Origin of the sequence: Priestia sp. YIM B13486 (assembly GCF_042787865.1) — a bacterium.
GTDB lineage: Bacteria > Bacillota > Bacilli > Bacillales > Bacillaceae_H > Priestia > Priestia megaterium.
Genome location: NZ_JBHZOZ010000007.1, coordinates 95,726 through 118,596 on the forward strand (window position 1 = coordinate 95,726; position 22,871 = coordinate 118,596).

Sequence of the window (22,871 nt, forward strand, 5' to 3'; positions counted from 1 at the left end):
TTTATGATTAAAAACGTTTTTACTATTATAACATAAAACAAAATAAAAGGCTTTTCACAAGAAAAAGCCTTTTATTTCAACGTTTATTTAGATACAGCTTCATTCGTTTGAGAAGTTGTTTTTACTTTTATAACCATAATAACAAAAGCTAGCAACCCAAGAATCGCCGCTACGAGAAAAGGAGCTTGAGGCGCTACGGCATTGCCGATAACTCCTGACAATAAAGGAGCAAACGCTGCGCCTAACCATCTTAAGAAATTATATCCTCCAGATGTAATTCCTCGTTCATAAGGAGATACTTCCATTACATGACTCGTAAATAATGCATTATTAAGTCCTGATACAAGACCTGCTGCCATGATTAAGACAATGCGCAACCATGTTGCATCAAAGGCAAATAAACAAATTAAAATAAGTGAAAAAACAATTAAGCTAACATGTAACACTTGTTTTGGCTGATATCTTTTCTCTAACTGATGTGCTAAAACCGCTGAGCCATAAGCTAAACATAATCCCCATCCAAAGAAAACAAAGCCAATTTGAAGAGCTCCGATCGATAGAATAAGCGGCGTATAAGCTAACACTGTAAAAAACCCGTAGTAATAAAGCATGCCTGATACAGCGCCTTGAGTAAATGGTTTTAATTTATAAAGTTTTACCATGTCTTTAAAACCCGCTGCTTTACGAGGCTTAGTGCTTGCAGGCTGTTTAACAATCGTTAATACTAAAATAAAGGCGATAAAAATTAAAGCACTTGTACCGAAAAACGGCAATCTCCAAGAAGCATTTCCTAACACGCCTCCTACAAGCGGTCCTCCGGCCATTCCCAAACCAATCGCAGCTTCATATAATCCTACTGCTTTTTTCACTTCACCTGATAATGCAATAAGCAGCGTCATAGCTGTTGCAAAGAAAAACGAATTACCAAGTCCCCATCCTGCTCGGAAAATAGAAAGCTGAGGAATATTGTTAGAAAACCCGCATAGTGCTGCAAAAATCGTCACAATGATAAGTCCTGTTACCATCAAACGCTTGTCTCCTACACGTGATGCTAAGATGCCTGCTGGAATCATCATAATCGCCATCATTAACAAATAGGAAGTAAATAACATTTCTACTTGCCAATGAGAAGCTCCAATTTGTTTAGCAATCTCCGGTAAAATCGGATCTACTACCCCGATTCCCATAAATGCTAAAAAAGTAGCTACTACCGTAATAATTTGACCTAATCGGTTATTTGAATGCTGTCCTTCCACTCTTTCATCTCTCCTTTTGTTTTTGTTTTTTCATGTATTTCCATAGCAGATTCTCGCATTTCTTTTAATTCTGTTTTAAATGCCTGCATTTTAACCACTTTAAATTCAATCATCTTGATTTGATTTTCCAGTAAATTTTCTATTTTAGTTATCTCTTTCGCTGATAATCCTTGCTGCTGACTTCTTTCTTCAATCATTCTTTTGAGCGACATAAACTGCTGCAGCTCCTGTAAAGAAAAACCAAGAACTTCTTTTGCTTCTGCTACTTTTCTTAGTTCTTTTACCTCTTCTTCGGAATAAATCCGTGCATTTCCTTTTGTACGCTGCGGGGGCAAAATGAGTCCAATCTCTTCATAATACCGAAGAGCACGCTTGGTCAAACCGGTCATTTTCGTCACGTCATCGATTAAATACATGCTTTCCCCTTCACCTCCCTTTAACATTAACGTTAACGTCAACTCTATATTACTATTATAGATTAACGTTAACGTTAATGTCAATAACAGTAAGACATTTTATGTAAATTTAAAAAATATGTGCACAAAAAAACCTATTGATAAATCAATAGGTTACATCAATAGGTCATATAGCTGCTGTGCTGTTTCTCCTGTTACTTTACCGTATACCCCTCTTCTTTTAGAAGTAAGTTCCGCACTCTCGGCGGTGAATCGTACATTGTATACGACTCCTTCATAAGTAAGCTGTACATCTGGATCAAGAGCGATGCTGTAATCAGCTTTTTTCCATTGAATTTGTTTCATAATTGATTCTACAGCTAAAGCATCTTCTGAACTTAACGTTTTATCTCCTGCTTTTATAGGCTTGCCCTCCCTTTTTTTATTAAGTTTTAGTTCAGAATGAGAAGATGAAAATTCAAGTTGGTTTTTATCATGCGCTATGAAATCTTGAGGTAGTTCTACATAGCGGACAACTTCTCCTTCGTGTACAAACACAAGCATTTGATTAGCAGCAGATATTTTTTTCATTACCTCTTCACTGATCGGTGCGTTTACAAGTTTTTCTACGTCGGCTTTCTTGCTTTTGTTTGTTAATAAATATCCTTTTTCCCATTTAAAATCACTTAACTTCGATACATCCACTGACCTTACACCTTTTTTTTCAAATGATTGCTGAATATTCTTCCCCATTTCTTTGTCGTTGGTGACTTGAGCATTAGAACTGCACCCTACTAAACAACAAAAAATAAGGCCTATTGCTATAAGAGCCTTCACTTTTGCCTTCCTCCTCTCTACCATTCTTTTAGACAATTCCAACTTTGTACCATTTTAACATATAATTCCTATTTTTCATGAAAACAAAGAATGAATACGTTTACATAATTTCACGCATATAAATGTGATTTATTTATAAGTTTTTTCTGAATATTTTAAGAAAATTTTAATATTTTATTTAGTTCGTTTTTAAACTTTATCTTTAGACTAAAAAATAAGTTAAAAATAAATAACGCAGGAGGAAAACAATGACTTGTCTATCTGAAGTTTTAAAGTTTAATGAAAAATTTGTAACAAATAATCAATTCGAGGCTTTTCAAACATCCAAATTTCCTAACAAAAAAATAGTGATCTTAACTTGTATGGATACACGTTTGTTAGAATTACTTCCTAAAGCCATGGGGCTAAAAAATGGAGATGCAAAAATAGTGAAAAATGCCGGAGCTGTTATCTCCCATCCCTTTGGCAGCGTCATGAGAAGTATATTAGTTGCCGTCTACGCTTTGCAAGCTGATGAAGTATGTGTCATCGGTCATCATGAATGTGGAATGACGGGCATGAAAGCTGAAGCTATTTTAGCCTCTGCTGAACAAAGAGGGATCAGCGCGGAACAAATTCGTAATCTAAAATATGCCGGTATTGATTTAGAATCATGGCTGACTGGGTTTGAATGTGTAGAAGATAGTGTCGAAAACAGTGTGGATATGATTCGAAATCACCCTTTATTACCGAAAGACGTGCTTGTTTCTGGAATGGTTATTCATCCTTCAACAGGAAAACTTGACGTCGTTGTCAACGGCTATTCCCAAGACCGAGCTGAAACCGTAAGCTCATGAAGGAGGATTTTATCGAATGCTAAAAGATAACCGATTTCAAGGCTATTCAGCAGGGCATTTACAAAAAGACATTATCGCCGGTTTGGTTGTTGGGGTCGTTGCTATTCCTTTAGCAATGGCCTTTGCCATCGCTTCTGGTGTAAGACCTGAATACGGGATTTATACAACCATTATCGCAGGGATTATGGTTTCAATATTAGGCGGATCGAAATTTCAAATTGCAGGTCCAACAGGTGCATTTGTTCCGGTGCTGCTTGGAGTTGTCATGCAGTATGGTTATGAGAACCTCATTATTGCCGGCTTTATGGCTGGAATTATGATTACGCTTCTCGGAATATTTAAGCTAGGGAAATTTATAAAGTTTATTCCGCGCCCTGTAACGATTGGATTTACAGCAGGAATTGCGATTATTATCTTCTCAGGTCAGATCGCTAATTTTCTAGGATTAAAAGGAATTGCAAAACATGAGGAATTTCATTTAAATATGATTGAAATCCTACGAAAAATTGCAACGATTAACATTTACAGCGTCATCATAGCCGCTATTTGTTTAGCTATCGTGATTACAACGCCAAAGTTTTTACCTAAAATTCCCGGTGCCCTTCTAGGTCTTCTTGTCTCCACACTTGTAGCCATTACACTGTTCCCAGGAAAAGTTGCAACGATTGGCTCTACTTACGGTGCCATTCCGAGCAAACTACCATCTTTTAGCTTCCCAGATTTAACTTGGGATAACATCGTGATGCTATTTCCGGCTGCCTGCGTAATTGCAATGCTTGGAGGTATTGAATCTTTACTATCGGCTGTTGTTGCTGATAATATGGCTAAAACCAAGCATAATAGCAATAAAGAGCTTGTCGGCCAAGGAATTGCTAATATCGCTACCTCGCTATTTGGCGGAATTCCAGCAACTGGTGCCATTGCCAGAACGGCTACTAATATCAAAAACGGCGCAGCTTCTCCGTTATCAGGAGTCATACACGGCTTAGTTGTTTTATTGGTCCTTGTGATGCTAGCTCCTTATGCATCAAACATTCCGCTGGCAAGTATGGCACCTATTTTAATGTTTGTGGCTTGGAATATGAGTGAGCGTAAAGAATTTGCGCATATTTTAAAAACCAAGTCAGCTGATTCATTTGTACTTGTAGCTACGTTTTTATTAACAGTTTCAATCGATTTAACAACAGGTGTAGGCGTGGGTCTACTTTTAGCTATTGTTATGTTTGTGAAACGAATGAGCGGATCACTGAAGATTTCAAAGGTTTTAGCGGAAACATCTGAAAACGCTCACAAATCTGATTTGATGGAATATACCATGCAAGGATCTCTTTTCTTTGGATCAGCTGAAGTATTAGAAGATTCCTTCGATAAGATCGCTGAAGCGAAACCGAAAGTTTTATTGCTTCGAATGAGCCAAGTCTCCTTTATTGATACATCTGGAGAAGCTTTACTATCGAAGGTGGTCGAACGTTTGAAAGATTCGCATAGCCAAGTCGTTATTTCTGGCTTACAGCACCAGCCGAAAGAAATGTTAAAGTCAACCGGTCTATATGATAAAATCGGTGAAAAAAATATATTTTCTTCCGAACCTCCCGTGAGTAAGATTAAAGCTCGTCATAGAATCGTTACTACGTAATAAAAAAGAGATCCGAACGATTAATCGTTCGGATCTCTTTTTTTTAAATATTAAACCGGTACCCTGCTCCCCAAACCGTTTCTAGGTACTGAGGATCTGCTGGGTTTTCTTCTAACTTTTCTCTTAGTTTTCGAATGTGAACTGTTACGGTTGAAATATCTCCTGAAGAATCAAATCCCCAAATTTTTTCAAATAGATGTTCTTTACTTAATACTTGATTTGGATGAGAAACGATAAACTTCAGCAAATCGAATTCCTTCGCTGTAAAAAACACTTCTTTGTCATTCACAAATACTCTTCTAGCGAGCGTGTCAATCGCTAAACCATGAATACGAATCATACGCTTTTCCTGCTTATCAGAGAGTCTTTCATATCTCGCTAAATGCGCTTTGACTCTTGCAACCAGCTCCCCAGGGCTGAATGGCTTGGTAATATAGTCATCTGCACCTAGCCCGAGCCCTCTAATTTTATCGATTTCTTCTTTTTTAGCTGAAACTAAAATGATTGGTATATCTTTTGCAGCTCGAATTTGCTTGCACACTTCAAATCCGCTCACTTTAGGGAGCATAATATCCAAAATAACCAGATCAAAATGTTCATTTAACGCTTTTTCTAATCCCTTATCACCGCTATATTGAACGTCTATTTCAAAATCGTTAATTTCTAAATAATCTCTTTGCAATTCAGCAATACTTACTTCATCTTCAACTAACAATATCTTCTTCATATGTATCACCATTTTCATTCATTTTTTGCAAAGAAAAGAAAATACTTGTTCCTTCGCCAAGCTTACTTAGTGCCCAGATGTCTCCCCCGTGGCGTTCAACAATTTGTTTTGCAATGGCCAATCCAAGTCCACTTCCTCCAGTATTGCTGTTGCGGGACTGTTCTGCTCGATAAAACCGGTCAAAAATATGCGCTAATGCTTCCGGTGAAATCCCTGCGCCATTGTCTTTCACTTCAATAATGAGTTCACTTTCGGTAGCAGAAAGAACGATATCGATTCTTTTTCTTTCTTTATCCATAAATTTAATACTATTGGTTGTTAAATTTATTAAAACTCTTCGCAGCTGCTCAGCATCTGCCTTTGCATACAGTGTCGTTAGAGAATCATTAGAAAATAAAACATCAATATCATGTTCGCTCATTTCAAACTGAAGCTCTTGCACATAACTTTCCATAAATGCAGAAATATTAAGTTTTTTAAACACAAATGGAATTTCGTGCAAATCCAATTTAGAAAATAAAAACAGCTCATCGATTAACGCATTCATGTCTTTTGCTTTCGTTGAAATCGTTAACAAATATTTAGAAAGCTTATCTGGCGTGTTAGCTACTCCATCTTGAATTCCTTCTACATATCCTACAATGGAAGTAATAGGAGTTCGCAGATCGTGTGAAATACTTGAAAGCAGCTGTTTACGGTTATCTTCATACTGAATTTGCAGTTCAACAGAAGATTTTAGTTTTTGCCTCATTTCTTCAAAAGCTTGCGTTAATTCGCCTATTTCATCCTTTGAATTAGCAGAGATCTCAAAGTGAAGATCACCTTGTTTTATTTTTTCAGCCGCTTCTTTTAATTCACGAATGGGTTTAATAATGCTTCTTGAAACAAGATAGTTTAAAAATCCAATAATCACAATTACTAAAATTAATAGTAGAAAGATTAAAAAAGGGAAAATTCGATTAATAATGCCTACATAAGGGCTGATTTTTCGCAAAACGTATATGCTTCCTTTTTCTTGATTCGAGAAAGGAAAATCAAGGTTGATATATGTAAAGTACTGCTTGCCTACGCGCAGCATGTCCTGCTGATACGAATGATTTCCTTTACTTTTTTGATGCTTTGGCAAGTATTTACGGAGGTTTTCTCCTTTAATGGATTCTGAAGCATATACAACCTCTGTGTTTTTTTGAATCACAATATCAATATTTTCAAATTCATATTTTTTAACCGTCTCCGGCCGCAGCAGCTGCTCCGGTTTTTCTTCACTCAATAACTTTAAATCCAAGAATGCATTTTCTTCTTCTGGCGTTAACAATTTATACTCATAGGAGTGACTGTACAGTTTTCTTACAAAATCGGCGTCTCCAGTAATGGAGAAGAAAATGAGAAAGCCCGATAAAAAAAGCAAAATAATAAAGACAAACACAATACTGATATACGTTAAAATAAAACGAAGCTGAATTGACATTACTTACCCTATGCCCCTTTGGCTTTAACAAAACTATTTGATAGACTAGTAAAGGTGAATAACAAATAGATCGTTAGACATTATACATATAGCAAAAATTAAAACAACAAAACAAATGTATATTCTCACTTTACCGTGATAGAGTGAGAATGAACACCACCTTTTTTACCATTTTATGAATTACTGGAAAATTATGATCTATTTTTCATAATATTCTTAGGCTGAAAGGTATACTATATGCCTTAATATTTTAAAAAAGGAGATTTTTTAATGAAAATTATTAAAGCTACTTCCTCTCACATCCCTTCTGTTGCCCGTCTGTACGTTGACAGCTGGCGCATTACATACAAAGGATTAGTACCTGATGCTTATTTAAAAAGCTTATCTTATGAACAAAGTAGAGAAAAATGGTCCCTTTTTCTTACCGAGCCTTCTCATTTTATTTTGCTCGCTATCGATGAACGAGAAAAGATTGTCGGCTTTTCAGCAGGTAAGCCTCATTTGTCCCGTGCTGAAATATACGCGCTATACGTTTGCAAGGAAGTGCAAAACCAAGGAATTGGTCACCTTCTATTTTCTCATTCAGTAAAAGAATTTGCTGATCAGCAATATACGTCTATGATTATTTGGGCTATGAAGAAAAATAAGAAAGCCGTTCAGTTTTATAAAAAATCAGGCGGCAAAAAAATCTTGAATCGCACAAGTCAGTTTGGAGAAACTAAAGTTGAAGACGAAGCATACGGTTGGGAACGTCTTCCTTCTATATAAATAAACGAGCACACTAGTGTGCTCGTTTATTTGATAGGAACTCCTGCCGAAGAATTTTCTGGAGCTTGAGTTCGTTTTAGAAAAAAAGATAAGATCAGGACAATCACTTCAACGATAGCAGTAATAAAAAATGCTTGCTGCAATCCAGAAATCAGTCCATTCACTTTTGCTAAAGCTGTATTTGATTCATTTACCCCTTTTACGTACCTCTCTTTTCCAGAAGACATAATACCCACAAATAGCGCAGTTCCAATTGCTCCAGCACTTGTTGTAATGTATTCATTATTGCTGTGCCATAGGGATACAGCTGCTTAGAGAGCTGATATACCCCGGTAGTCTATGCAGGCAGCAACACCATCGAAATACCAATTGCAGCGCAACGATATAAGCTGCACTCGTAGAAGTAGAAAGTTGACTAAAAAGTACAAGAGATAGGATAACGAGCACAAGACCTGGAGTGACTAATGCTTTAGGACCAAACTTATTCACAACTCAGACATTAGACAATTTCTATACAATCATACTCATAACCTTTTAGAATCGCTTCGCTGTTCTAGCTTATAATGACTATACAAAAAGCAGAACGATTATACGCTCTGCTTTTAAGTTCGAGAAGATAATATTATTGAGCGGTCGTCTTTTTGTCCGTTGAATGAACTTTATTACAAAGCTCATTCCAGTGCCAAAAACAATTCCCTTGACTCACTATAAAACAATCCAGCCATTTCTGAAAATTCATATGTAATACATGTGCATCTTGAAACGATGCGTTCCGCTTTTTTACTATTATATATGCAGAGTGCGCTGATTTTTTGGAGTCAATGATAATCTCTTCTTCTCCAACAGACCCAATTGTCATATAGAGACTCTGACTTTTATAAGCTGTTTCTCTTACATCTTCTAAGCTATAAAGATTCCCTGCTATTTTTTTGTCAGCATCAATGAACAAATTACACCCATTTGTTAGCTGCAAAAACTGCTTGTAGTCTTCAGGAAGTGATACATGCATTTCTTCTTCAAAAACATTCAGTTGATTCTTGCTTACTCCATCAAAAAAAGTACATGTGGTTCTGTATACTTCTCCTTCATTTTTACACACTTCTATAACATTATTGTTTTCCCACAGCCGCTTTCGAAGTGAATTTATTATTTTTTCAATCATACTCTTCCTCCAAGCGTTGGATTTAAAACGGTTACATTACATTAATTAAACAATAATGTGCTAATTCCTTCTTTCCTACTAAATTATACGACAAACTTTAGAATTTCATGTTCAAATAACATAGAAAAAAGCAGCGAATATCGCTGCTTTACAGGTTATACAGGTGCTTTTTCTTCCTGTTCAGGATGGTGATCGTAATCAATAAGCGCTTTTGGAAGGCCCGTATATTTAGCCCAATAATAAATCCCAAGAGATACGACCGCTATGATAATTAAGTCTACAGGCGTATCGATCAAACCCTTTCCTCCGCCGAACGAGCCAATATAAGAAATAAAGAGCATGATGATATAATAAGCAACTAACCACCAAGTTGATTTAATCTGCTGACGAAGACTTACTTCGTTTTTAGGCACATATTTAGCAAAAATCAAATATATAACAAACATAACCAATTGAGAAGTTAACAGCCATGAAATAGTCTTCCATCCTGACCAGTAGACAATAAAGGAAGCAAAAATAAAGGATAATGGACCAATTATACTCATTCCTCTTAATTTAAAAGGCTTTTCCAAATCTTTTGCGTTCACCATAAAGGCCGCTGATGAAATTGGTGCAATCGCGTAAGAAAGAATAAGCGCAACAGAGCATACGTTTACGAGTGCATTCCATGAAGGAAATGGCAGTGTCCAAAAAATCGAAAGTCCTAATGAGAGCCATAGAGATGATCGAGGAATCCCTGTTTTTTTATCCACATGAGCAAACGTTTTAAATAAAGTACCGTTACGAGACCAAGCATAGATAAGTCTAGATGTTGTATTCATAAAAATATTACCGTTACCACCCGGTGATAAAATAGCGTCTAAAATAACAAGTGTTGCTAGCCAGCCAAGGCCAAGAACAACAGCGATGTCTTTAAATGGCAGTGAGAATTTATCTTGAATGCCGGACCAACCGCCTTTAATCATGTCAGATGGAATAGCTCCGATAAACAATACTTGTAGGGCAGTATAAATGAGAGCTGCTAGAATGATACAAATCACAAGAGCAATTGGAATATTACGCTGAGGATTTTTTACCTCTCCAGCTACAGATACAATTGGATGAAGGCCTAAGTAGGCAAACATAACCCCGCCTGTGGCAATGGCGGCCTGGATACCATCAAACCCCCCGGGAGCAAACTCTCCCATCGTAAAGTTTCCTGACTTAAAATAAAATGCCAGCGTTACGATTACTGTAAGCGGTACAAAATATTTAAAAATAGAAATGATAATATTCGATTTTGCAAATGCTTTTACACTCCAGTAATTGAGTAAAAAGAATAAGCAAAGCAACACAAATTGTAGAATCCATCCAGATATCGTCGGTGAATCAGATCCGGATTTTGTTAAACCTGGAAACCAGTAGGCCACATACTGTCTCACAGCTGTTACTTCGATAGCGATTAAGCTAGTGTACGCTACAATAGTAATAAATGAAATCATATAGCCTACAAGATGACCGTGTGAATAAACAGGATACCGAATAATTCCTCCTGTACGAGGCAAGGCAGCCCCTAGCTCAGCGTATACAAGGCCTATTAATAAAATAATAACTCCACCAATAACCCAAGAAAAACTTCCTGCAGGACCGGCTTGCGTAGCCACATTACTAACGGCAAACAGCCAAGCGGAGCCAAAAATAGCCCCCAATCCAATCAATGTTAAATCTAATAGGGATATCGTCTTTTTAAACGGACCTTTATTATCCATAAGCTTCCTCCTTTGGATGAATCATCACTTTTGTTGTTTTTTTTGACAACATTCATATATATTCGATAATATGTGTCAAAATTTTTATTACTATACCCATTCAAAATTACTTTGAATCCCTTTTCTTGATTTCTACAGATTAATTAACAGAAAATTTTTAAAAATAACTCTTATATTCAAGACACACTAAAACTTTTTCTTCTCTTCTTTAATAGGTAAAATACTCAATAAATGAAAGGAGTTAGACAAATGACTTTACCAGAAAATTTGCCTGTTGATTTTACAGCTTACAACCACTTAACATTCCTTCCGCTCGGACGCAAAAATAAATCGATTCGGTCCGTAGGAAGTAAACATACTAAAGGGCTGCTTGGACGTTTAAATGACTACTTTGAGCGAGCAATGAATGAGTTATCTCAAGAAGATATAGTCCTTTTTCAAACGTTCTTATATGGAAGTCATAGGGGCGGTTTTCCTGTCGCAATTGATAAAAATGAAGACGTTTATCCTCACTTTTGGAAACCGACTTCATTTCTATGGAAAGAATATAATAAGAATCGCGGCATTCCTATTCATCATGATGAGTTTTATTCTCAAGATTTTACGGTTTTAACTAAAAATGAGTTGGAAAACTACCTCGGAAGTATTATGAAAGATTACATGTTTTGTGCTAGGATACATGATTCTTCCAAAGAAGAATGGATTCAACATATTAATAAGTATTTCTTCAAACATCCGCTCATTTCCCTTTATCATCGAAATGCAGATGTGATTGAAGCAATTGAACAATCAAAAAAATCACCTTTGCTTTTTATTATGAAAAACCCTGAGCAAATTGCTTTTTGGCGCAATCGGATTGAAATCATTATGAGACCTTTTCGATCTCTTCCTTTCACCGCCTTTGAGAGAGGATTTTCAGATACGGAAGATACGGTATTAACTGTTCACGGAGAAAACGAGATCATTCGCTTAACTTCAGAAAACAGAGGTCTCTCCGTAACATATGATGTTACAAATAATGCTATTTCACTCGATGATGAGTATAATGTAGTGCTAGCAGCGAAACGCTTAGCTACAACTCAGCGGCAGTTCGAAGAGATTATAGATGAAAATGAAGAAGTGATTCAAAAACTACTGGTCTTTTTTAAATGGAAAAGTCTTTTAAAGCATCATGAAGTGCACATCAAAGAAATCCAAGACAAATTGTGCAGCCTAACCACTTATCAACTTAATCAAAGACAAGTTTTACAGGAAAACGAGCCCTTTCTTTCTTTCATTCAAAAGGTATTACAAGTAAAAACACCGAATGCAAATCTCGAAGTTGGTTCCATTCAATGGTTTTCACAATGGGATTTTCCAGATGTCACCCTGCTGCAGGAAACAAACAAATTTACATGTTATATGGACCCAAACGAAATAGAAAAGAAACTGACAGAAATAGGCGCTAAGATAGAAAATGAACTTCATAAGCAGCGTCAGGACCTGCTTTCGACTCCGCTAGAAATCGGTCAAATAACTTTTGATTCAAACCAAATGCTACGGTTACTAACGCTTATAGATACCTTAAAGAACACGGAAACTCAGCAGAGTTACGTACAAATTTTAGAAGGTGTTTCTACTAACAGTATTCGTCAAAAAGAGCTCGATAAAACACCCGCATTTGGATTATTAAGTTCCGTGAAGCGCAAGCGCATTGTTACGTATTTACAAGAATTACAAAACTATCAGCTGCTTAAAAAAGAGAAAAAAGGATTCAGCCTCACTCCAAAAGGCGAAGCCATCCGACGTCTATTTGAAGAAGAATCACGGAGAATATGAGATTATATCTCGCGTGATTCTTCTTTTTTGATTTTGAAGACTACTTTCTCTATTAAATGCTTATCATAATTAGAAATCTCCATTCATATAATCATTACTAGATTAGCAAAGTCCTTCATACCTATTAGCCTGATGCTGACATAGAGAGGAGATTTCGCCATTGAAATCTAGTAATCGCGCCAATTTTGTAGTGTTAACATATAAGATGGTTCTTGTTATTTTATCCATTGTTTTAATGACATCATCTATCATTGTTCTAGTAAGTTACTCAGCATTTAAAGAACAGTTCAATTCTTCTATTGTCTATCAAACGTTATCGAAGCATAAAGCAGAAAGCCTTTATTATTTGATGAGCCAGGAAAACCACCACTTTTCAACGGCTTTTGATAAAAATTATTCGCCTCCAGGTCTTTCTTCTACACTGCTAGAGTTATCAACAAGTATTCGAGCAGAAGACGCGAGAAGCTTGTTTGGTTCAGAACTGCCTGGATTCAGTATTTACGACTCCAATATTATCATCGCCGGTGAAGGCACAAATTTCACAAACTTCCCTAGAGAATCTGCACCACCGTTAGATGAAACGCTAAAAGAAAGAAATTCTACTACAAAAGTTCAGCAACCTAAAGATAACGATGGTACGAATGCTCCAAATAATAATACAACTGGCGGAAAAAAGGTATTTTATATTTATCATACGCACAGCTGGGAATCTTACTTGCCTCTGTTAGGACTTGAAGGTGATCCAGATGCTAATAAAGCTGTAGATAGTAAAACCAATATTAATATAGTCGCAAATATGCTAGGAAAAGATTTAGAGGCTCAGGGAATTGGGGCAGAAGTGGATCAAACCAATATTGGACAGAAATTAAAAGAAAAAGGCTGGAACACCAACCAATCGTACGCCATGTCTCGCACAGTAATTGAAACGGCGATGACTGAGAATAGAGATTTAACTTACTTTATCGATTTGCACCGAGATTCGCTTCGAAAAGATAATACAACCATTAAGATTAACAATAAATCGTATGCAAAAGTTGTGTTTGTTTTAGGGAAAGCGAATCAAAACTTTGAACAAAACTTAAAAATGGCAAAAGCGCTTCATGAAGGTCTTGAAAAGAAATATCCTGGGTTAAGCCGCGGAGTTATTGGCAAAAACAAATCCAGCGGTAACGGTGTATATAACCAAGATGTTTCTAAAAATGCGATTTTAATTGAAGTGGGCGGAGTTGATAATAACTTTGATGAACTAACCAACACAACAAAAGCACTGTCTGATGTCATTAGCCAATTTTACTGGCAAGCTGAAAAAGTAGATGCCCCTGCTCAATAAAAAAAGCCCTCAGTGAAGAGGGCTTTTTAAAATTCAATTCCTTTTACAGCAGGAATTCCTTCATCATAATAATGTTTATGAGGCTTCATTTCCGTCACAAGATCTGCTGCATCCATCACTTCTTTTTTGGCAGAACGCCCGGTAATGACCAAATGCATATGCTCAGGGCGCTTTTGAATAAGGTCAATTACTTCGTGTAGCGGTAGCACATCATCAATAGGAAATTTCTCGATAGCCAGTGCATTATTTAACTCGTCTAAAATAACTACATCATATTCATTCGAGAAGACTTTTTCCTTCGTTAGCGCCCAAGCTTTTTGCAAAGCTTCACGATGTTCAGGCGGTGTTTTTGTCCACGTGAAGCCGACTCCTGTTTGAATCATTTCAATTCCTATTCTGTCAAACATCAGCTTTTCGCCATATGTACGCTGAGGAGATTTAATAAATTGAATCATTAATACTTTTTGTCCGCGTCCCGTAGCGCGCAACGCAAGACCTAAAGCAGCGGTTGTTTTTCCTTTACCGTCTCCGGTATAAATTAACGTAAGACCCCGTTTGTCTTTCAATCTAAAAACCTCTTTTTCTTCGAATTTCAGTTTACAGCCATGTTGTTTTTTCTGTAAACGGTGTTCTAGCAGGCTCTTTCATTTTTGTAAGAGACTCTTCATTTGGATAGCCTAGAAATACGTTTCCTACTACGACTTTACCTGAAGGGTTGCCAATAAACTCATGTAATCTCTCGTCTCGAACAAGACCAACGCCTCTTGTTCTCCAAACGAATCCAAGACCTAGTTCTTTAGCCGCTAGCCACATGGAATGAATCGCGCATGAAACCGCATATTTGTTGTCTTCAGTGGCTTCATCGTCTCCTTCAACTGTGTCAGCTGTTACGACGATATGTACAGGCGTATTTTTTACTGCTTTTAACGAACTTTCTACTAAATGAGGCTTTGTAGGAAAGCGCTCCTTTAAATAAGCTTCAGCCAGTTCTTCATACTTCTTTTTTGCTTCTCCTTGAATCACATAAAAGCTCCAAGGCTCTCTCATTCGGTCATTTGGAGCCCACGTCGCTGCTTCAAGCAGCTGTTCGATTTTCTCTTTTTCCACTTCACGCGCTTCATGATCTCGTACCGCTCTTCGTTCTTTTAGCTGTGAAATAATCGTCATATTGTCTCCTCCTTTTAACGTTAAAGCAGAATATTTTCCGCTCTTTCTTCGAACCATTTTATTTTTTCTCTAATTGTCACAACTTCACCTACAAGCACAATGGCAGGATGAGCAATTTCTGCTTTTTTTGCTATTTCTTCGATTGTGGCAAGCGTTCCTGTTACGGTGCGCTGATACTTCGTTGTGCCCCATTGAACAAGCGCTACTGGCGTATGTTTATCTCGTCCATGGTCCATCAACTGCTTGCATATATGAGGTAAATTTCCAACGCCCATATAAAACGCAATTGTATCTATTCCTTGAGCAAGCGCTGACCAATTTAAATAATCTTTTCCTTTTTCTTCTCTTCCATGACCCGTTACAATCGCAAAAGAAGTGGCATGATCTCTATGGGTAACAGGAATTCCTGCATAAGCTGGAGCTGCAATTCCTGACGTTATACCAGGCACGACTTCGTAAGGAATTCCTTGAGTAGCAAGCACTTCCGCTTCCTCTGCTCCGCGGCCAAACACAAAAGGATCGCCTCCTTTTAAGCGCGTCACTACTTTTCCTTGAAGCGCTTTTTCAACAAGCAGTTCGTGAATACGATCTTGGATGACTCCGTGCTTACCCGGTAATTTCCCGCAAAAAATAAGCTCCGCGTCTTTTTTAGCATAGTTTAACAACTGTTCGTTGGCTAAGCGGTCATATAAAATAACATCCGCTTCTTGAATACACTCCATTCCATATACGGTTATTAGCTTCGGATCTCCTGGTCCAGCTCCTACTAAATATACTTTTCCAACTGTCACACGGCATCTCTTCTTTCTTTTTTTACCGCTTTACACTGTTCCACCCAGTTTTCTACCATCTTCATAGAAGAGCCGAAATGAAAGTGCGTATAGCCGGCAATTAAATTATTGTTCATATAGCCTTCTTCTTTCATTCCTCGCATCCCTTTTGTATCATAGGCAGGCGAAAACTCTTTCTCTGAATGAAAGGTTGAATAATGAAATTCATGGCCTTTAGCTTGTATATCGCCTTTAAATAAAAAATTCCCCTGCTTTCCCGTCACTTCTCGGTACCCTAAAGCAGCTAATTTTGTCTGCATTCTTACTTGTCCGGGAATAAGCCCCACCATTTCATGGCATGTATCATCTGTCGTGACAATAGCATCTGTTAAGAACATAAACCCTCCGCACTCAGCAAGCGTAGGAATCCCTTTTTGAATAGCTGCTCGAACAGAATTTTTAACGTCGATTTGCTGAGCCAGCGTTTCAGCAAATTCTTCTGGAAATCCGCCTCCTATATAAAGACCGTCAGCATCTTGTGGAACCACTTCTCCTTTTAAAGGCGAAAATTCTACAAGCTCTGCTCCGTAAGCTTTTAACAATTCGAAATTTTCTTCATAATAAAAGTTAAAAGCGGCATCTCTCGCTACAGCAATTTTCACTTGAGGTACGGACGGCTTTGTAAAGATAGGATCATTAATTTCTATTTTAGGAGCTAAAGCCAGTTCATATACTTTTTCGATATCAATTGTATCATGAACAAGCTTTCCTAACTGTTCAAAAAACGGTGTTAACTCTCCTCGTTCAATCGACGGAATGAGCCCGAGGTGACGTTCAGGAATCGTAAGATCATCGTTTCTTTTCAAGTAGCCTACTACAGGGATATGACATTCCTGCTCAATCGCTGCCTTAACAAGTTTATAATGTCCTTCACTTCCAACCCGGTTAGCAATTACACCAACGATGTTAGCTTCCGGTAAAAATTGCTGAAACCCTTTTACAATCGCCGCTGCACTTCTAGCCATACTAGCACAATTGACAACTAAAAGGACAGGGCTATTGGTGATTAAGCTGATTTCTGCTGTTGTTCCTTCGTTCGTTAACGGGTTTTTCCCATCGAAAAATCCCATAACTCCTTCCATGATGGAAATATCAGCATCTTCACTAGCACGAGCGACAATTTCTCTAACCATATCGTGTTCAAGCATCCAGCTGTCTATATTTCGAGACGTTCGTTCTGTAACAGCCGTATGATACGTTGGATCAATATAATCGGGTCCGCATTTAAACCCTTGAACTCTGTAACCAGCTTGTCTTAATGCTGCCATCAGCCCGATTGTAAGTGTTGTTTTCCCTACGCCACTTCCAGTACCGGCAATGACGAGTCTTCTGTTTGACATGTTGTTCTCTCCTTTAGTCATAGGGAATAAGCGCCACTGAAATGGTGACATTCCCTGACTTTTTCTTCACAAGTTCAAGCTTATCAGCACCGCTGTATAACATAGCAGCAGGTTCACTCACGCCATATGCACCTGTATATTTAAAGACAGTATCTGAAGGCTGTTGGATACTTATGCTGTTTAGCTCTTGGGGCGAATAATAGACAAACTCCCAGCCGTACTTAGACGCCACTTCTAATAGCCCTTCTTCATCTTTCTTTATCTCTATTGTACATAATGCTTTTACACTTTTCATTGAAAACTGAAGTTCAGCAAGCGTTTTTTCAATAACGGTTTCAATTTCCGCTGCACTTGTTCCTCTGTTGCACCCCATCCCAATCGCTAGTACTTTTGGACGGTAAAGAACACCGTTTTCTAAGATTGCTTCTTCCTCTTTTTTTAAATTGCGATGCGTTACGACCAAAGCTGCATGTGGCAATGCTTCAAGAGCTGTCTGAATCGATGAATATGTTTTAATGTTAGCTGGAACAGGGTGCTCATAATGCCACCAGTTCTTTTCACCTGATTCTTGAACCACTGCTATTTCTTCTTCATTCACCACAGAAGCGCTGACAGGCGTTAGTTTTTCTGCTGATTCCCACACCCATCCAAAGCGCTTACCAAATAAATCAACCGGAATTGTTTTTTGCACATCGGATGCTGTTGTAATGACAGGATGAGCTTCAAGAGCTGCCGCAACTTCACGCGTAAGCTCATTTGCTCCTCCGATATGACCCGAAAGCACGCTAATGACATTTTCACCTTTATCATCAATGACAACAACCGCAGGATCGGTTTTCTTATCTTTTAAAATAGGGGCAATCATACGCACAACTGCTCCCAGTGAGATAATAATAATAAGTCCTTTATACGATTCAAAAAGAGAAGGCAAAAGCATCCGAACGCTTCCTGAAAACAGCTGGATGTTCTGCTCTTGTTCGTCTCCTTTTTCAAACTTGCTCATGTAATACACATCAGACTGCTGAAAAGTGCGGCCTAGATTTCTTGCAATTTCTACGCCGTGTTTTGTGATAGCTACAACGGCATAATCTCCGCGCTGTGTAATGAAGGCTTTTTTTCCTTCTTGGAGTTGAATCATTCCGACTTCACTCCTCTTCGAAAGCCATGGGTAAATGTTTTGTCATAAAGTTTTGAACGATAATCTTTGTCATGAATGTGTGGATCAAGTGCCCAGCCTGCCAAAATCATCGCCTGCTTGCGAATGCCGTTTGTTCGCATAGCATCATCTAGGTCTTTTACCGTTGTGCGAACAATTTTTTCATCTGGCCACGTTGCTTTATAGACTACTACAACCGGCGTGTCTTCACTCCAACCCGCGCTTATAAATTCTTTCATTACTTTTTTTGTGAGCGTCGCGCTTAAAAATAACGCAATGGTACATTTATGTTTTGCTAAATCAGTTAATTTTTCAAACTCAGGTACAGGCGTTCTTCCTTCAGCACGAGTTAAAATAACCGTTTGAGTCAAATCTGGAATGGTTAATTCTGCTTCAGCCGCTGCAGCAGCAGCGAATACGGAGCTGACGCCCGGAACGATTTCAATATCAACGCCTTCTCTTTTTAAAAGCACCATTTGTTCCATAATGGCTCCGTACATAGCAGGATCTCCGGTATGTACTCTTACAACCATTTTTCCTTCACGCATGCGTTCAAGCATCGTACCGACCATTTCTTCTAGATGCATACCCGCTGTTTTTAACACTTCAGCTCCTGGTTTAGACTTAGCAACTAGCTCTTGACTTACCAGTGAGTCAGCGTACAAGACAACATCTGCTTGCTGAAGTAATTTTAAGCCTTTTACGGTAATTAAATCTGGATCTCCGGGTCCAGCTCCGATTATGTATAACTTCATTTTCGCACCACCATTAGCGTTAAGTATTGTAAATCGGCTCCTTCTAGTTCTGAAGCTTTCCAGATAATTTCTTCATCTGACGTTACTTTTGTCACCACTGACGCTTTTTCAAGCAGATCAAGCTCTTTTAAAAGACCGACCATAAAATCGATGACTTTGGCCACTTTAATAAAAATGACGCAGTCGTTTTCCATTAATACTTTTTTCATTGTTTCATAATCTTCACGAGCAGGAACAATTGCTACATGTTCATCACCGTCTGCTAACGGAATACCTAAACGAGATGCAGCTCCATTAATGGATGAAATACCAGGAATTACTTGAATCGGAGCTTCAGGATGACGTTCTTGCATTAGACGCATCATGTGAATAAACGTACTGTAAAGCATAGGGTCTCCCTCTGTGACAAATGCTACATCTTTTCCTTCCTGGAGCTTTTCCCATACTCGTTCTACCGTTTCGGTCCATTTTCTTTCCAAAATAGCAGGATCTTTTGTCATTGGAAACACAAGGCCCAGCATATCTTTTTCATTTGCACTGAAATAGACATCAATAATTTTTTGGGCGTAGCTTTTGCTTCCTTTTTGTTTTTTCGGGTACGCAATAACGGGTGATTCTTTTAATTTACGAAATGCTTTTACTGTAATAAGTTCTGGATCTCCCGGTCCAACTCCAAGTCCGTACAATGTTCCAATCATATTCATTCTCCTCTTTTGGCTGTAATAATATAAATGGGGTTTAAAGCGTCAAATCGCGTTAAATGTAAAATGGGCTTGCTTCTTGAAATTTGTGCAAGGGTAACAGCAGTCTCGAATCCTCGCTCTTTAAAAGCTTTCATTGCTTCTGCTAAATTTTCAATCGTTACGGCATTTAATACGATGCGCCCTCCTGCATTTAACCGGCTGCAGCACACGTCTAAAATGGTTTCCATGCCTCCTGCTGTGCCTCCAATAAACACCGCGTCAGGATCAGCAAACTCACTTAACCCTTCCGGTGCCTTCCCGTGCACAGTGTGGGCGTCTACTCGAAATTTCAATAGATTTTCCCTGCAGTTTTCTAAGTCTGCTTCGTTTTTTTCCACGGCAAAAATTTGTCCTTCACGCGCAATTTTAGCCGCTTCAATTGCGACTGAACCCGTACATGTTCCGATATCCCATACGACGCTGTCTCTCTTTAGCTGCAGGGCGCTAATACTAAGTGTGCGAACTTCTTTTTTAGTAATAAGCCCCTTGTCCGGCTTGCGTTGAATAAATTCATCGTCCTCTATTCCGAGAGGCCAGACTGGGGTTTTTTCTACCTGTTTTAATATCACGACATTAAGCGGAGAAAACAGTTGATTCGCCGCTTCTTCCAGCGAAAGCAGCTGACAGCGCTCCGTTTCTCCTCCTAAATTCTCTGCTACAAACATCTTGTATTCCGTCATGCCGAATGATAATAAGTAGTTTGCCAGAGCACTAGGAGAATTTTGCTCATCGGTTAAAATCGCCACTGTTTTATAGCCGTCAATGCGCTGAGCCAGCCCTTTTATGCTCCTGCCGTGCACGCTTGTAAAATAAGCGTCTTGCCATCGCTCTTTTAAACGTGAGAATGCAAGCTGAATAGAACTTAAATAAGGATATATTTCAACGTCTAGCTTCGTAGAAAGATAGCTTCCTATTCCGTAAAATAACGGGTCGCCTGACGCTAACACAACCACATTTCCTTCTTCGTTTTTTAAACGTTCAACAAGAGGAGAAAGACCCCCTTCAATCGCTACTTTTTCTCCTTCGAAATCTTGAAAAAAATCCAGGTGACGCTTTCCTCCAATTAGCACATCACTTTCATACACCCACTGTTCATACATAGGAAGCAAGCTTAACTTCCCATCGTCACCAATTCCAATAATTTTAATTGCCATGTTGCACCGCCTGTCCTAAAAAATCTCCTTTTAATGTGTAAAGAGACGTATCGACATCGATTCCGTCCCCTACTTCCTTTAATGCTGATAAACAGCAGTACTCGCACAGTTTTTCAAAAAACTTATGATGACCGCTTTGCGTCATTAAATCCCCCACTTGAGAAGCTGTGTTTGCACCTTTTATTTCCTCTACCAGTTCAGCAGAAGCGCCTGACTCAGAAGCTGCTTTTGCTAAAAAATTAAAATCAATGGGTGCACTTTTTGAATGAACCATCATAACGCCTTGCGCGACTTTTGAAAACTTTCCCATCATGCCTACGAGCGATACTTTTTTCATTCCTTGCTTTTTACATTGTTTTAACGTAAATCCAACAAAATCTCCCATTTCGATAAATGCTTCTTCCGGAAGTTCAGGGAACTGTTTCATTCCATACTTTTCGCTTCGGCCCCCTGTCGTAATGACAACGTGCTCACAATTACTCGCTTTAGCAACGCTGATTGCCTGCACGATACTTGCTTTATAAGCAGCTGTTGAGAACGGAACGACAATTCCCCGCGTCCCCAGTATCGAAATGCCTCCTAAAATACCTAGACGCGCATTTAATGTCTTTTTCGCCATTTCTTCTCCTTCAGGAACCGAGATGACAATCTTAACGCCTTTTTGTATATTGTATTCAGCTAGAAGCTGTTCAGCCGTTTCTTTCAGCATCTTTCTTGGAACAGGGTTAATGGCTGCTTCACCGACAGGAACCGGGAGGCCGGGCTTTGTTACACGCCCTACTCCCACTCCTCCATCAATGATAATGCCTGCACCATTACACCACGAAACTTCAGAAATAATCAGCGCTCCGTGCGTGGCATCGGGATCATCTCCAGCATCTTTAATGATGCTAGCTACAGCGCTGCTTGTGCGATACTCGCATTCTTCAAGATGAAACGTAGCAAAGCGGCCGACAGGTAGGTAAATCGTTGACTCATCTTGCACTTCTCCTGAAATTAGCGTAAGCAGAGCTGCTCTCGTAGCTGCCGTTGCACAAGCGCCCGTCGTATAGCCTTCTCTGAGTTTCTTAGGTTCTTTTGGTACTTCCTTCATGCGTTACACCTGATCTGCAAGAATTGAAATTGCATTTAATGCAGCAACCGTTACCGTACTGCCGCCTTTTCGCCCGATGTTTGTAATAAACGGCACGTCAAGTTTTGCAAGTTCTTCTTTAGATTCAGCTGCTGAAACAAATCCTACCGGCAGACCAATAACAAGCCCAGGCTTCGCTTCTCCTTCTTTAATCAAACGAATTAATTCAAGTAAAGCTGTGGGTGCGTTCCCAATTGCAAAAATTCCACCGTCTGCTTCTTTGATGGCTTTTCGCATAGAAATAATTGCACGCGTTGTATTTAAGCGCTTTGCTTCTTCCATTACGTCCGGATCCGAAATATAAACTTTGATTTCACCGCCGTGTTTTTCAATTCGCTGCTTGTTTGTTCCTACTTGCACCATTTGTACATCTGCAACCACTTGCTTGCCGCTGCGAATAGCTTTAATTCCTGCTTGAATCGCATCCGGATGAAACAGCATGCTGCGTCCAAGCTCAAAGTCTGCAGACGCATGAATTACGCGCTGAACAATTGGGTACTGTTCGTCTGTAAACGGATGAGGCCCAAGCTCTTCTGTAATCATCTCAAAACTTTTTCCTTCTATTTGCTGAGGCTGAACAGTTAACGGTTTAAATTCTGTACGAAAATCCATC

The 22,871-nt window shown here is 38.7% G+C and carries 23 protein-coding genes; 5 read left to right on the forward strand and 18 right to left on the reverse strand.

The window, feature by feature from the left end; genetic code table 11:
• Positions 1-83: 83 nt before the first annotated feature.
• The 3 genes from ACFX4G_RS18710 to ACFX4G_RS18720 all read right to left on the reverse strand — a co-directional run bounded on the left by ACFX4G_RS18710 (position 84) and on the right by ACFX4G_RS18720 (position 2,488).
• Positions 84-1,256, reverse strand: a complete 1,173-nt coding sequence (locus ACFX4G_RS18710) for an MFS transporter (protein WP_043982867.1) — start codon at positions 1,254-1,256, stop codon at positions 84-86.
• Entirely contained in the window at positions 1,226-1,672 is a 447-nt protein-coding gene (locus ACFX4G_RS18715) for a MerR family transcriptional regulator (RefSeq protein WP_043982869.1), read from the reverse strand. The genes ACFX4G_RS18710 and ACFX4G_RS18715 overlap by 31 nt, the downstream gene beginning before the upstream one ends.
• 153 nt (positions 1,673-1,825) lie before the next feature.
• Positions 1,826-2,488, reverse strand: a complete 663-nt coding sequence (locus ACFX4G_RS18720; RefSeq protein WP_237074968.1) for a hypothetical protein — start codon at positions 2,486-2,488, stop codon at positions 1,826-1,828.
• 248 nt (positions 2,489-2,736) lie between these two features.
• Here ACFX4G_RS18720 and ACFX4G_RS18725 point away from each other — a divergent pair, with 248 nt between their 5' ends.
• Positions 2,737-3,324, forward strand: coding sequence for a beta-class carbonic anhydrase (locus tag ACFX4G_RS18725; protein WP_043982872.1), 588 nt, complete (start codon positions 2,737-2,739; stop codon positions 3,322-3,324).
• Between the two features lie 16 nt (positions 3,325-3,340).
• Complete coding sequence (locus tag ACFX4G_RS18730) at positions 3,341-4,960, forward strand: SulP family inorganic anion transporter (protein ID WP_074896526.1); 1,620 nt, start codon at positions 3,341-3,343, stop codon at positions 4,958-4,960.
• A 43-nt stretch (positions 4,961-5,003) separates the two neighbouring features.
• On the opposite strand, the gene ACFX4G_RS18735 is transcribed toward ACFX4G_RS18730, so the two are convergent.
• Complete coding sequence (locus ACFX4G_RS18735) at positions 5,004-5,687, reverse strand: response regulator transcription factor (RefSeq protein WP_028408317.1); 684 nt, start codon at positions 5,685-5,687, stop codon at positions 5,004-5,006.
• Positions 5,665-7,155, reverse strand: a complete 1,491-nt coding sequence (locus ACFX4G_RS18740) for a sensor histidine kinase (protein ID WP_097823258.1) — start codon at positions 7,153-7,155, stop codon at positions 5,665-5,667. Before ACFX4G_RS18740 ends, ACFX4G_RS18735 begins: the two co-directional genes overlap by 23 nt.
• 270 nt (positions 7,156-7,425) lie before the next feature.
• Here ACFX4G_RS18740 and ACFX4G_RS18745 point away from each other — a divergent pair, with 270 nt between their 5' ends.
• Positions 7,426-7,923, forward strand: coding sequence for a GNAT family N-acetyltransferase (locus tag ACFX4G_RS18745; protein ID WP_043982879.1), 498 nt, complete (start codon positions 7,426-7,428; stop codon positions 7,921-7,923).
• A gap of 26 nt (positions 7,924-7,949) precedes the next feature.
• On the opposite strand, the gene ACFX4G_RS18750 is transcribed toward ACFX4G_RS18745, so the two are convergent.
• The 3 genes from ACFX4G_RS18750 to ACFX4G_RS18760 all read right to left on the reverse strand — a co-directional run bounded on the left by ACFX4G_RS18750 (position 7,950) and on the right by ACFX4G_RS18760 (position 10,833).
• Positions 7,950-8,150 (reverse strand): hypothetical protein, encoded by a 201-nt coding sequence (locus ACFX4G_RS18750; RefSeq protein ID WP_377576121.1) that lies wholly within the window; start codon positions 8,148-8,150, stop codon positions 7,950-7,952.
• Positions 8,151-8,545: 395 nt separating this feature from the next.
• On the reverse strand, positions 8,546-9,085 hold the full coding sequence (locus ACFX4G_RS18755; protein ID WP_013057300.1) for an SMI1/KNR4 family protein: 540 nt from the start codon (positions 9,083-9,085) through the stop codon (positions 8,546-8,548).
• A 155-nt stretch (positions 9,086-9,240) separates the two neighbouring features.
• The gene (locus ACFX4G_RS18760) at positions 9,241-10,833 is read right to left on the reverse strand and encodes an APC family permease (RefSeq protein ID WP_043982885.1); all 1,593 of its coding nucleotides are present in this window, start codon (positions 10,831-10,833) and stop codon (positions 9,241-9,243) included.
• A gap of 249 nt (positions 10,834-11,082) precedes the next feature.
• On the opposite strand from ACFX4G_RS18760, the gene ACFX4G_RS18765 reads away from it, so the two are divergent.
• Together ACFX4G_RS18765 and spoIIP are read left to right on the forward strand one after the other, a co-directional pair.
• Positions 11,083-12,651, forward strand: a complete 1,569-nt coding sequence (locus tag ACFX4G_RS18765; RefSeq protein WP_377576124.1) for an RQC-minor-2 family DNA-binding protein — start codon at positions 11,083-11,085, stop codon at positions 12,649-12,651.
• A gap of 160 nt (positions 12,652-12,811) precedes the next feature.
• Positions 12,812-13,981, forward strand: coding sequence for a stage II sporulation protein P (gene spoIIP / locus ACFX4G_RS18770; protein WP_043982887.1), 1,170 nt, complete (start codon positions 12,812-12,814; stop codon positions 13,979-13,981).
• Positions 13,982-14,007: 26 nt separating this feature from the next.
• On the opposite strand, the gene cobO is transcribed toward spoIIP, so the two are convergent.
• From cobO to ACFX4G_RS18820, 10 genes are read right to left on the reverse strand one after another with little or no spacing between them, the layout of a single operon-like run.
• Entirely contained in the window at positions 14,008-14,547 is a 540-nt protein-coding gene (gene cobO, locus ACFX4G_RS18775) for a cob(I)yrinic acid a,c-diamide adenosyltransferase (protein ID WP_013057304.1), read from the reverse strand.
• 31 nt (positions 14,548-14,578) lie between these two features.
• On the reverse strand, positions 14,579-15,148 hold the full coding sequence (locus tag ACFX4G_RS18780) for a nitroreductase family protein (RefSeq protein WP_043982889.1): 570 nt from the start codon (positions 15,146-15,148) through the stop codon (positions 14,579-14,581).
• Positions 15,149-15,168: 20 nt separating this feature from the next.
• Positions 15,169-15,939, reverse strand: coding sequence for a uroporphyrinogen-III C-methyltransferase (gene cobA / locus ACFX4G_RS18785; protein WP_013057306.1), 771 nt, complete (start codon positions 15,937-15,939; stop codon positions 15,169-15,171).
• Positions 15,936-17,318, reverse strand: a complete 1,383-nt coding sequence (locus tag ACFX4G_RS18790) for a cobyrinic acid a,c-diamide synthase CobB (protein ID WP_043982891.1) — start codon at positions 17,316-17,318, stop codon at positions 15,936-15,938. The genes cobA and ACFX4G_RS18790 overlap by 4 nt, the downstream gene beginning before the upstream one ends.
• A gap of 13 nt (positions 17,319-17,331) precedes the next feature.
• On the reverse strand, positions 17,332-18,456 hold the full coding sequence (locus ACFX4G_RS18795) for a cobalt-precorrin 5A hydrolase (protein ID WP_377576127.1): 1,125 nt from the start codon (positions 18,454-18,456) through the stop codon (positions 17,332-17,334).
• Complete coding sequence (gene cobM / locus ACFX4G_RS18800; protein ID WP_025751698.1) at positions 18,453-19,229, reverse strand: precorrin-4 C(11)-methyltransferase; 777 nt, start codon at positions 19,227-19,229, stop codon at positions 18,453-18,455. Before cobM ends, ACFX4G_RS18795 begins: the two co-directional genes overlap by 4 nt.
• A complete protein-coding gene (cobI, locus tag ACFX4G_RS18805; RefSeq protein ID WP_013057310.1) occupies positions 19,226-19,927 on the reverse strand; it encodes a precorrin-2 C(20)-methyltransferase in 702 nt (233 codons plus the stop codon). The genes cobM and cobI overlap by 4 nt, the downstream gene beginning before the upstream one ends.
• Before the next feature lie 2 nt (positions 19,928-19,929).
• Positions 19,930-21,126 carry a precorrin-6y C5,15-methyltransferase (decarboxylating) subunit CbiE gene (gene cbiE / locus ACFX4G_RS18810; RefSeq protein ID WP_340447323.1) on the reverse strand — a complete coding sequence of 399 codons (1,197 nt, stop codon included), beginning with the start codon at positions 21,124-21,126 and terminating at the stop codon, positions 19,930-19,932.
• Entirely contained in the window at positions 21,116-22,219 is a 1,104-nt protein-coding gene (locus ACFX4G_RS18815; RefSeq protein WP_043982896.1) for a cobalt-precorrin-5B (C(1))-methyltransferase, read from the reverse strand. The genes cbiE and ACFX4G_RS18815 overlap by 11 nt, the downstream gene beginning before the upstream one ends.
• Before the next feature lie 3 nt (positions 22,220-22,222).
• Positions 22,223-22,870: a precorrin-8X methylmutase gene (locus ACFX4G_RS18820; protein ID WP_013083415.1), complete on the reverse strand. Its 648-nt coding sequence runs from the start codon at positions 22,868-22,870 to the stop codon at positions 22,223-22,225.
• Between the last annotated feature and the right edge of the window lies 1 nt (position 22,871).